This window comes from Capnocytophaga sp. oral taxon 903, from assembly GCF_013394785.1.
In the GTDB taxonomy this organism is placed as follows: Bacteria; Bacteroidota; Bacteroidia; order Flavobacteriales; family Flavobacteriaceae; genus Capnocytophaga; species Capnocytophaga ochracea.
Map to the genome: position 1 here is coordinate 602,529 of NZ_JABXYW010000002.1, position 12,744 is coordinate 615,272.

The 12,744-nt window shown below is 36.7% G+C and carries 6 protein-coding genes; 2 read left to right on the forward strand and 4 right to left on the reverse strand.

Annotation, left to right across the window (positions count from 1 at the left end):
• Positions 1–164 precede the first annotated feature (164 nt).
• Both HW279_RS02480 and HW279_RS02485 read left to right on the forward strand, forming a co-directional pair.
• Positions 165–509 (forward strand): YciI family protein, encoded by a 345-nt coding sequence (locus HW279_RS02480; RefSeq protein WP_002666814.1) that lies wholly within the window; start codon positions 165–167, stop codon positions 507–509.
• 1 nt (position 510) lies between these two features.
• Positions 511–1,731, forward strand: a complete 1,221-nt coding sequence (locus HW279_RS02485) for an RNA polymerase sigma factor (RefSeq protein ID WP_178957834.1) — start codon at positions 511–513, stop codon at positions 1,729–1,731.
• Between the two features lie 666 nt (positions 1,732–2,397).
• On the opposite strand, the gene HW279_RS02490 is transcribed toward HW279_RS02485, so the two are convergent.
• The 4 genes from HW279_RS02490 to HW279_RS02505 form a co-directional block, all read right to left on the reverse strand.
• On the reverse strand, positions 2,398–3,864 hold the full coding sequence (locus tag HW279_RS02490) for a RagB/SusD family nutrient uptake outer membrane protein (protein ID WP_178957835.1): 1,467 nt from the start codon (positions 3,862–3,864) through the stop codon (positions 2,398–2,400).
• Between the two features lie 10 nt (positions 3,865–3,874).
• A complete protein-coding gene (locus tag HW279_RS02495) occupies positions 3,875–6,919 on the reverse strand; it encodes a SusC/RagA family TonB-linked outer membrane protein (protein WP_255495755.1) in 3,045 nt (1,014 codons plus the stop codon).
• 621 nt (positions 6,920–7,540) lie between these two features.
• The gene (locus HW279_RS02500) at positions 7,541–9,109 is read right to left on the reverse strand and encodes a RagB/SusD family nutrient uptake outer membrane protein (protein WP_178957836.1); all 1,569 of its coding nucleotides are present in this window, start codon (positions 9,107–9,109) and stop codon (positions 7,541–7,543) included.
• Between the two features lie 19 nt (positions 9,110–9,128).
• The gene (locus tag HW279_RS02505) at positions 9,129–12,269 is read right to left on the reverse strand and encodes a SusC/RagA family TonB-linked outer membrane protein (protein WP_255495756.1); all 3,141 of its coding nucleotides are present in this window, start codon (positions 12,267–12,269) and stop codon (positions 9,129–9,131) included.
• Positions 12,270–12,744: the final 475 nt, after the last annotated feature.

Here is a 12,744-nt window from a genome sequence, read left to right on the forward strand (position 1 = left end):
CAAGTCGTAGGACGACAAGCTGTAATAAAACTCCCCGTGGTGCGAGCCACATAGGCAGTTGTTACGGGGATTTTTTAATTGATATATTGACTAATTATTACTATCTTTGTCCCCATAGAGAAAATTCAATCGTTATAGGGGTATAATATTAAATTTAAAAATATATGAAAGATTTTGTATTGATTTTTCGTTTGAACAACATTGCTGATTTCAAACCTACTCCCGAGCAAATGCAAGAACGTATGAACTGGCTCGCAGGAATCGCTTCACAAAACAAATTGGCTGACAAGGGCAATACTCTTTTGCCTATTGCTGGCAGTGCCAAAACTATCAAAGCTGATAAGGTAGTAACCGATGGCCCTTTTACCGAAATTAAAGAGTTTATCAGTGGTTATGTGGTAGTGAAAGCTGAAAACATTGATGAAGCAGTAGAAATGGCAAAAGCTAATCCTATCTTTGAACAAGTAGGTGGTAGTATTGAAGTGCGTGAAGTGCTAAAAAGAGATTAAAATGACTCACTCACAACTTTTATCTGATTTATTTCGGAAAGAATACGCTAAAATGGTGGCAGTACTATGTCGCCATTTTGGCTTTTCTCATTTGGAAATTGCTGAAGATATTGCGAGTGATACTTTCTTAAAAGCCTATGAATTATGGGAAATACAGCCCTTGCCTGCTAACCCTACTGCGTGGCTTTACACCGTCGCCAAAAACAAAGCTAAAGACTATGAAAAACACGTAGCTATATTTGAAGATAAAGTAAAAAAGGCACTTACACCTACTGAGAAAAGCGAAGAACTTACCTTTGAAACTTCTGAAATAAACGACAGTCAGTTAGAAATGCTTTTCAATATCTGTGACCCTTCTATTTCGGTAGAATCACAAATAAGTTTGGCTTTGCAAATACTCTGTGGTTTTACAGTAGAAGAGATTGCCAATGCCCTACTCACCCATACCGAAACTATAAAAAAACGACTTCTTAGAGCTAAAAGCAAACTCAGAGAGCATCATTTTCAAATCAAAACCGTAAGCCCAGCCAATATACAAGCCCGATTAGAAACTGTACTACGCTGTTTGTACTTATTTTTCAATGAAGGCTATTTTTCAGAAACTAACAATCAGTTCATACGAAAGGAGTTCTGCAAAGAAGCCTTACGCCTTACGCTCTTACTTGCCGAGCACCCTCAAACTGATACACCACAAGTGAATGCTCTTTTATCGCTGATGTGCTTCCAAAGTTCCAGACTTGAAGCTCGTATCAATACCACTGGTGAAAACACCCTTTATGAACAACAAGATAAAAGCAAATGGGATAAAGAACTTATACACAGAGGCAACTATTACTTAGTAAAAGCCTGCGAAGACTCTCAAATCTCTAAATATCACTTAGAAGCTGGTATTGCCTATTGGCATACTACCCCTACCGATGAAAACAAGTGGGAGTATATTCTCCGCCTATATAACCAACTCATTATCATTGAATATTCTTCTGTAATAGCCTTAAATAGGACTTTTGCTTACGGCAAGGTGTACGGCAAAGAAAAAGCTATTGTAGAGGCTGAAAAATTAGGATTGCAAAACAATCGTTACTACCACGAGTTATTAGGATATTTATATACTGATATCAATAACCAAAAAGCAATTGCTCACTACCAAAAAGCAATTGCTCTTTCTAAATCGGCTAACGAGCACGCTACACTGCAAAAACAGATAGAACAATTAGTGAAATAAGATTTGAAGAACTCAAAATGCACTCCTTTTGGAATTACTCAAAAAAAGGAAAATGAAACGGTGTCAAATTGTCACCAGTTAAAATTAAAAGTCGCTAATGGTGGAATGGGCGTTGATACAAAAGCTATAAGTATTAGTAGGCTAAGTAAAAATAATATATACTTTTGCACATTATACCATCTAAAGGTAGCCGCCGTCTACCTTTGAATGCAAAAAAGAATATATCTCATCTGTATCAGCAGTGAAAAGCTGGAAACCCACCGCAAACTAAACGAACTTACCCTTAATTTCTTTGAAAAACATTTATAATAATTAACGTGAGTTCGACATAAGAAAAGTGTAGCTTACGCTACAGAAATCTTACAAATCTTTAAAAAATTAAACAAATAGGTAGCAAGCTACCTTTAGACACATACTCTGCTATGCCAGCTCGCAGACTACACACAGATTATGATACAAACATAGGTGTGACTTTGGTAGTTTTAAAAACTTTTAAATGGCTTTTGGTAAAGCAGTGACTAACTAATTCCTTTAACGCAATAACTGGTATAAAGTAGTGATGCTTTATAGCCAACGCTAAATAAGTAGTATAAATTATAAGAACATTCGCTGCAATGCCAGAGGCATTGCAGCGAATGTTTGTTTATAAGATAGTTTAGATTTCTATTAATAATAACCAGGGTTCTGGTCTTCACTTTTTATTAAAGCAGAGTTGGAATTAAATGCTTCTTCAGGGATAGGTAATTGCCAACGATAATCACCTGCAGGAAGGGTTACCCAGCCTGCTGCTGGAGGGGTACCTGTACCATCAGCAAGAGCTCCTTTAGTTGCATTCCGTTGTATAGGGAGTCCAAGTCTTTTCAAGGTAAAGAAGCGATCGCCTTCAAATGCTAATTCTAAACGGCGCTCCAATAGTATTGCGTCTAATAAAGCAGTACCTGATTCATTACCGCTCACAAATCCTGAATAGCGTTGTGCTCTCACTGCATCGAGGTCGGTTAAGGCTTGAGCAGTATTTCCTAATCTGTAATTCGCTTCTGCTCGTGTGAGATACACTTCTTCTATACGAATGTATTTGCCATCTACTATATTAGCACTACCTCCATCTCTACCAAGATATTTAGAAATTGTGTTATATAACCCAGAATCATAGGTATCAGTAGAAATAGTAGTTGATTTGCGTATATCGGTATTCTGATACAATTGGTATAAATCATAGGAACAAACAAATTCAGCTTTATTTTGTCCATTTGTTTTTTGACCGTAGGCAGATCCTATTTGTATTCTATCTTTTTCAGTAAAAAGAATACGGAAAAGTACATTTTTAGTATAAGCGTCTTTCCATACATTAGCAAACTGGTCACGAGGAGCAATATTAAATGAACCATCAGCTATAGCTGCATCAGCATAATCTTTTGCTTTCTGATAGTTTCCATAATAGAGATACACTCTTGAAAGAATAGCTTTAACCGCTGTTTTATTTAGCTGACCGTCCTTTTTGGTATCGTCCATTAGGGTAAGAGCTGTTTCTAAATCGGATATAATTTCCTTATAGGTATTATCCACAGTAGTCCCATAACGACGAGGTTTTCCTTCTGGGTCAAAACTCTTCAAGTAAGCTATCCCCATACTTTGTTTAGCATCTGCTGACTGTGTAGGGATTTTGCAATATACGCGTGCTACATCAAAATGACCAATAGCTCGAAGAGCTAAGGCTTCTCCTTTTATAGCATTTTTTACAGCATCGGTAGCCTGTTTTAGGTTATCGAGATTATCCAAAATGTTGTTGGCTCTACTTACAAGAAGGTATCCTCTTTTATAGAGATTATAACCATTCTCAGTTTTATTGTAGCGCATCTCGTATAAGGTACGAAAAGTTCCTCTACCTTTTGGGTTATAGGTAAGATTGTCCGAAAGGATATCTGGGCATATAAAAAGCCCTCCGTTATTGTGATAGTAGCCATAATTTTGGAAACTTGTATATACACCTTTTAAGGCGGTTTGTGCTCCTTCGACAGTAGAGAAGAGTTTTTCTGATTCTATCCCATCATAAGGTTCACGGTCTAAATCACAAGCCATAAATAATATGGTAAGTGATAATAAAAGTCCTAATTTTTTATATATTTTTTTCATAGTTATACGATTAAAAAGTTAAGTCAAGTCCCATTGAGAAAGTGCGTAAAGTAGGGTAAGAGTATAGATATATTTCACCTGAAATAAACTCTTGACCTGCTCGTAATTGTGATTCAGCAGCCCCAATGGACACTTCAGGGTCTCCTTCAAATTTCGTCCAAGTGTACAAATTTTGTCCTTGTACAAAGATACGCAATCCTAAACCATTTACAGCATCTTTAGGGAAAGTATAACCGAGTGATAGAGTTCTGAATCGCAAATAAGAACCATCTTGCAAAAATCTATCAGATGATTGATTGAAACTTGCGTCTAAGCGTGGTAATTTGTTATCTCCTGGATTTTTCCAATAATCCAAGGCGTCTTTTCTTTGATTCATATTTACATTAGCCCCATCACTGAGCAAATCTTGGGCAACTTGGTTGTAAATATAGTTACCTAATTTAAATGAAAAATCAGCATTTAAATCTATTCCTTTATAGACAAAAGAAGTGTTAAACCCTCCAAATTGTTTTGCAAAAGGACTTTTTCCTGACAATACAAACTGACTAGCGTCTTTGTAATTATTAGTTGTTTTTAGTTCGCCTGTTTCATTGCCATTTCTATCGTATAGTTTTTGGTAATAAAGTGCATCACCATTTGCGGGGTCTACTCCTGCATAACGTTTCATATAATACACAAAAGGTAGTTCACCCACTTTTAGCATACTTGAATTACCCACAGTTAAGTCATCTCTGCCATCTCCTAAACTTTCTATATTATAGTTCATAAAGGTAATGTTAGCTCCTAGATTCCATTTGAAATTAGGAGTTTTTATCACATCTCCACTCACCGAAAGCTCAATACCTGAATTTTTCATATTACCTGTATTCACGTATTGGGTATAGCCTCCTTCTTCCCAAGAGTGAGGTATTTCAAACAAGAAGTTTTCACGAGTATTGGTAAAGTAACTACCTGTTACTGACAATCGATTGCTAAAAGCTGCCAATTCTGCTCCCACATTAAAAGATTTTTGTGTTTCCCAAGTGAGGTTAGAGTTGGCAATACTACTTTTGAATACAGCAGCTGGAAAATCTCCATAAGAAGTTGATAGATAATACCCTTTGGCAGCATAGTTAGGAATATCCCAGTTACCAGTAGTACCATATGATACCGTTAGTTTAGCGCGATTAAGCCATTCGGCACTTTTCATAAACTCTTCTTTGGCAATATCCCAACCAGCTCCTACACTCCAGAAGTTTCCATAACGATTGTCTTTTCCAAAGCGTGAAGCTCCATCTCTACGTACTGACCCTGTAAGACTATATTTTTCATTGTAATCATAGTTTAGAGCAGCCGCAACTGAGAACATTGCACTTTCAGATTTTGTAGTTTCTACATTTTCAGGTTTAGCACCATTATCTTGAGTCGTTAAGAACTTAGACATATATCCTTTACTATTTAGATAATAGTAGTGATAGTAATTATCAGTATATTCACTAAATAAGGTAGCATTAACATTATGCTTGCCAAATGACTTTAAGTAAGTCAATTGGTTGAGCCAAGTATAATTATATCTATCACTTCCTGAATCGGCTTTGGAGCCAGGGTTTGTCTTACTTCCTGTTATTTGGTCTAATATAGAACCTGGCTGAACGTAGTACTCTTTTTTGTAACGTTTATAGTTAGCCGAATAACGTGTGGTGAAAGTAAGTGCAGGAGTTATATCATAGCTCGCAAAAGCACTCGCTAAAAGCTGAGTTGTTTTTACTTCTTCTGGTTGTGCTTGAAGAGCTTCTATGATAGATAGTACTTGTGATCCCACTTCATATACGTATTCTCCTGTTTTTTTATCTTTTATAAACTGACCTGTATTCTCATCTCTTTCATATATATTTTCGTACGGATTGTACCAATACATTGCCGCAAAGGGGTTCTGTTGGTTATATCTATCACGAGGTTCGTCTGTTTTAGTTTGTGACAAACTCGAAGTAAAACCAAATTTCACTTTATCAGTCATCTTTGTATTGAGATTTAAACGAGCTGTATAGCGATTAAAACCATCTAAGTATTTCAATATACCTGTATTTTTATCCCAACCACCTGATATAAAATAATTAGTGTCTTCTGATGCTCCTGAAGCCGAAAGCATATGTGAAGTAATAAAGGTTGTTTTCAAGATATTCTTTTTCCAATCATTGTCATAACTGATGAGTCTCTCTTTCTTATCAGCTGTTCTTCTATAAGTATTTGGGTCTACGGCTTCTTCATAACGTATCTTTTCTTCAGCATTCATCATTTCGAAAGGATCTGGAGCTTTGTCTCCAAAGCCTGTACGAGCTGTATAGGTGAACTTTGTACGTCCTTTTTTCCCTTGCTTGGTAGTAATCAATACTACTCCATTAGCCCCACGCGAACCGTAGAGAGCAGTTGCCGACGCATCTTTCAATACTGACATCGATTCTATATCGTTGGGGTTTAGTATATTCATATCGTCTTTATCTACAAATACTCCATCTACTACATATAATGGTTGCGATTTATCTCCTCCTTTTACATTTAAGGATACGGCACCACGCACTTTCATATAGGCTGTTTGTCCTGGTTTACCATTTAAGGCAGTAACATCTACCCCTACAGCTTTACCCTGTAGCATATTATCGACAGAAGTAGACGGATTTAACTTACTTAAGTTTTCAGATCCAATAGTCGTTACCCCGGCAGAGACTGCATCCTTTTTAGTTTGCATATAACCCGTTACTATTACCTCATCAATCACTTGGGCTTCTTCTTGCATTACTACATCAATGCGACCTGAAGGGCCTACTTTGCGATTTTGGGTTTTCATTCCTAAGAATGAGAACTCTAAGGTCTTACCTGGAGCAACCTTGATGCTATAACGACCATTAAAGTCGGTTTGAACACCGTGTTGTTCTCCTTTTACTACTACAGCTACGCCCATCATTTCGGTTCCACTAGCATCGCGTACTGTTCCTGTCACTTCTCGTTCCTGCGCCCACGAGAAGCCTTGCACTATTAGCATTAAAAATAGTGCGAAAGATACTTTGTTTAATCTCATCTTCTATAACATTATTTTATAAACTGGTGCAAAGGTAGAAAAGTTTTCTGTTAAGCTCCAAATTTATCCTTAACAAATTTACTCATTTTGTCTGCCAAAAAATAGATGAGAAAAAAATCATAAAAACGCAATTTCTTTGCGTTTTTTGCAATAAAATAGGCATTTCTTTGATGAAAACGCAAAGAAAAGCCTATTATGCACTGTTTTTATGCAAAATTATTTCGGTAGAAAAACACTATTTTTGTTACAAAATAACTAATAGAATGTTACAAATATCACAATGAGGAAATAAGGAAATGAGAGAATTTGGAAATTATAAATTAACGTGAGTCTGATGTAAGAAAAGTGTAGCTTACGCTACAGAAATCTTACAAATCTTTAAAAAATTAAACAAATAGTAGCAAGCTACCTTTAGACACATACTCTGCTATGCCAGCTCGCAGACTACACACAGATTATGATACAAACATAGGTGTGACTTTGGTAGTTTTAAAAGCTTTTAGATAGTTTTATGAGGGAATTATAAGTTATAAGGATCAGATCACTCTTATATAAATACAAAAGAGGCTGTTTATAAAATTATAAACAGCCTCAAGTATATTGATGATAAATATTGATTACTTAGGGTAGAGGATTAAAATCAGTTTCACTTGCAGGAACATCAAACCACTCTAAATATTGATAGTCTATAGTACAAGCCTCGGTAGTACCATCAGCGGCGACTACTACATTGGCATTAGTACGACCACCTCCTTGAGCTACGGGTTTGAGAATGCCCCAACGACGTGCATCATAGAAAGAAGTCCCTTTAAGGAACAAGCCTATACGACGTTCTTTGCGGAGTTCTTCCAAAGCTTGAGCTTTAGTCAAGCCTGTACCTGCAACAGCTGTTAACCCTGCATTTTGATAAGTACGCACTGCATCTACAAGGGTTAAAGCCCCATCAATATCATTATCTTTTCTCAATTTTACCTCAGCAAGCATCAATTGGTTTTCTTCATAAGTACCTGCAAAAGGCAATTCTACAACACCAGCGCTAGTACTTGCGTAATCACCACCATCTTTAAGGGTGTAGCGAGTACCTATACCATAACCACGATCTCGAGGGTTAAAAAGAGCACTACTTCTTCTTAGTACATTTCGGGTATAGCGATTATCTCCAGCCTTAAAATCTTGCACTAAACGCTCAGAAAGGAATTCCCATCCTACGAGAATCCTATAAGGAGTCCAAGCTGTTTCACTTACAAAACACAAACTGCTAGGTGTTATAGAGCGCATTATAAAAATCTTATCTCCTTGTTGAATACCACTATTCACTAAAGTTTCTATTTGCGACAATTCAGCTGAAGTAAGCTCTGAAGCATATTTGTTTACCAAAAGATTACGCGCCATATAAGTGTTGATATTGCGGATAAACATTTGAGGAGTTATAATTCCTCCATTGCCTTCTTTAAACTGAGAGGGAATAAAAGTATCAATGAGACCACTATAAGTAGTGTCTCCCTCGGGAATAGTAGCTAAGATTGCTTTTGCTTGTTCAAAGATACGATTGGCTTCACTGATTATTGCTTCGTGTGATTGGTAGTTATTGCTAAGCACATTGTATTCATTAGTAATCACTCCCTTTGCATAAAGAGAACCAATACGAGAGTAAGCAAAAGCTTTCCACCATAAGAACCAAGCTTGGTAGGTTTTTTTCTTTACTTCAGCATTATCTCTAAAAACTACTTCATTGTTATCAAGGAGTTTAAGAGCTAAATTACAATGTCCTAATACACCATACATAGCCATCCATTCATTATTGAAAGCATTTTCAGTCCCATTTTCTCTGATATTTAATTGTTTCAACACTGCTCCTTGAGTTTTTCCTCCTAACAAAGAAGATTTAATAACAGAGCCATCGGGACGTGTAATGCTAAATATTTGGTTACTATAACAGAATCCAAAATTAAGAGCGACAGCAGTTGTGGCATCTCCCATCAAATTATGAAGGGTAAGCGCAAACCAAGCGTAATAATTAACCCCTCCTCTCATTGGAGCATACACCCCTAAGGCAAATTTTTGGATACCTTCTTCTGTTTCAAGATTTTCCAAACCAGGTTCATTAGGATTGTGTAGTTTAAGTGAATCCTTACTACAAGCAGTAAAGAGTAAAGCTACTACAGCGATTATTGTATATATCTTTTTCATCGTATTTCGGTATTAAGGGTTAAAATCTAACATTAAGTGCCATCGTAACAGTGCGCATATTAGGAAAAGTGTACAAATCGATACCACGATAGAGCGGATTGTTGAGTGATACCCCTACGGCTTCAGGGTCTAATCCTGAATAGTTAGTAAAAGTAATCAAATTTCTTACTGAGGCAGTAAGTGTCAATCCTTTGATAAAGGTATCTTTTAGGATATCGGTCATATCATAGCTAAGTGACACATTACGTACTCTTACATAAGAACCATCTTCTATAAAATAAGAAGTGGCTTGTGCCTTGTTATACAAAGATACATAATAGTTTGTATAGGGTAAATTCTTATCTACAGGTATAGGTGTATCAAGGTCACCGTGGGTTCTATTGAAATACATACGTTGTTTTGTACCATTGTAAATATCACCTCCTTTTGTCCAATCTACTTGCACAGAGAAGGTCAATTTTTTGGCAAAGGTAATATCATTAAAGAACGACATCGTAAAATCGGGGGTAGCATCACCCATTTTTTCCTGTTCAGTGCTAAATATTACTTCTTTGCTTTGTTTATTTACTACCATCCCATTTACCAATTGATAATTGTTCAAATCAGCATCAGCAATATAACGTTCACCTTTAGAATTAGTTTGAGTAAGTGAGCTGAGTGGCTTGTACCCAAAGAAAGTACCTACGCGTTCACCTTCATTGAGAGTACTTTGCCCTCCACCTGTTATACCTACTACAATACGTTTGCCGTTAGAAATTTTATCGACTACTGTTTCTCCTTTGCTAAAGCGTGCACTAAAAGTCCAATCTACTTTATCAGTGCTCAACACTCCCAAATCCAAAGAAGCTTGCAATCCATTGCTGGATAAGTCTATTGCATTGGTAGTAAGTTCTTGAGCTCCTAAGGAAGGAGGTGTTTCGATATTATAAATTGTTCCGAACGATTTACGATCCCAATACACTATATTCCCGCTGATACGATGAAACCAACCTTCTCCGAGACGGAATCCATAGTCTAAGCCTACTTCTAACTCTTTACTTTTTTGTACCTCTAATTCAGGGTTACGAGCCGTAGTAGGCAGATAGTAATATCCCTTATCACCCAACTTATCATTAGAAAGAGTAATCAAACGGTCGTAAGCATCAGGTTGAATACCTGCTTCACCATAAGCCCCGCGAAGTTTCAATTCTGTAACTTTTTCTAATTTAAGTAAATCGGCTATACGAAAATACGCATCCGCACGAGGAAAAGTAAATGGTTTACCTCCTTCACCAAAAGCAGACGAAAAGTCGGAACGTACCCCTACGGATACTCCAAAAAGATTCGCATAATCAAACTTTTGGTTCACCAAATAACCAAAAGTTACAAACTCTTGTTCAAAATCACTAGAGGTTGAAGTGTTGGCTGAGGAAATGGTAAAAGGTGGCTCCACTCCATAACCTGAACCAGTAGCAGTAACACGATAATAATTATCTTTACGCCAATCATAAGATAACTGAGTAGTAGATTGGATAGGTAATTTCAATTTTAAATCTCTTTGAAAATCAAGGCGTAAATAAGCACTTAATAAGGAGTTTTGAAGAATATGACGAATAAAACGTTCGGTAAGTTGCCCTGCTAAAGGAGAGATTCCTGAACCAGGTGTATTGGTGTTCTTTTGATTTTTAATAAATTCACTATTATCGTAACGAGTATGGTCATAACCATATTTGTAATCAAAGTCTAAGTTTTTGCTAAACTTGTAGTTAGCATTTATACTCTGTATCACACGGTTAGTTTCGGCTAAATTGCTTTGATTTTCATAAATATAAAAAGGCGATACTTCATTAGAGTCAGGATCGTAATGTACAGGAAATTTTCCTGCTGTATCTCTAAAGTGTAAATCTACATAAGCAGGAGTTCCTAAAGCACCGCCAACACCAGAGTAAATACTACTTCTACCATTTACTCCAGCTGTAGTATTTTTACTATTGATAAGCTGGGTATTAGAACGAAGAGTAAGCCCCTTAAACACCTCTACTCCTACATTAGCTGATAGATTTTTCTTTTTATAACTACCATTCACAGGGCTGGTTTGATCTAACAAAGAAGCACCTATGGCATAATCTACATTCCCAGCAGATCCTGTAATATTTACAGAATGCTGAGTAGTATAAGCAGTTTTGTAGTACTGTTTTAAATGATCGTATGTTTTCTCTTTGTATGAATAGATATTAGCTGTTGTGTCCTTAATAGTAGGATCTGGTTTTGTCCAATATCCAGTCTCTGGATCTACCTTTATGGGTCTTTTATTTTGCCCATCAATTATATAACCTTCTTTATCAGTTTTATAAGGGTGTTTTTGTGCAAACGAAAGATTTCCTGTAAGAGCTTCATCTACACTGAGAGAAGAATTATAAGTTATTTCTGTGCGTTCTCCTTTTTTACCCTTTTTGGTAAAGATCTGGATTACCCCATTAGCTCCTTGTGCTCCATAGATAGTAGCGGCGGCGGCACCTTGTATCACTTCTACACGTTCTACATTAGAAAGGTCTAAATCGGCTAAACGAGAAGAAACAGCACTGCTACCTGATGTTAAAGCATAGTTGCTTGAGTTTACCTCTACCCCATCTACAATAATCATTGGTTGGGTGGTACTGAGTGAGTTTATACCACGTAAGATGATATTAGCTTGCTGCCCTGGTTGCCCTGAGGTTGACTGGATTTGAGCTCCTGCAATCTTACCGCTAAGGGCATCGTCTATGCTTTTTACAGGTGTACGTTTGAGACTTTTCTCAGAAACGGCATCTACTGAAATCGCTACTTTGCGCTTATCGGTAGCGACCCCAACACCCGTAACCACTACTTCGGTGAGCTCTTGGGCTTCTTCCCGAAGAATCACATTAATACTACGAGCTTTGCCTACCGCCTTTTCTACGGTTTTCATACCTATTTGCGAAAAGACTAACACTGCTTTGTCGTTAGGCACTTTAATACTATAGTTTCCATTGAAATCGGTGGCTACTCCGTAAGAAGTGCCTTTTACAACCACAGTTACTACAGCCAAAGGAGTGCCTGCTTCATCTTTTACTGTTCCTGTCACTTCTCGTTCCTGCGCCCACGAGAAGCCTTGCACTATTAGCATTAAAAATAGTGCAAAAGATACTTTGTTTAATCTCATCTCTATAACATTATTTTATAAACTGATGCAAAGGTAGAAAAGTCTTCTGTTAAGTTCCAAATTTACCCTTAACAAATTTACTCATAATGTTTACAAAAATAGATGAGAAAAAAATCATAAAAACGCGATTTCTTTGCGTTTTTTGCAATAAAATAGCCATTTCTTTGACGAAAACGCAAAGAAATGCCCTCTATACACTGTTTTTATGCAAAATTATTTCAGTAAAAAAACAGTGTTTTTGTTACAAAATAACTAATAGAATGTTACAAATATCACAATAAGAAAATGAGGTGCGAGCCGCACGGGCAGGGAAAAAAATTAGAGAATGAGAAAATGAGGGAATTTGGAAATGAGAAAATGAGAAAATGAGGGAATTTGGAAATGAGAAAATGAGAAAATGAGAAAATGAGAAAATGAGAGAATGAGAAAATGAGAAAATGAGAGAATGAGAAAATGGGGAAATGGGGAGGTAACT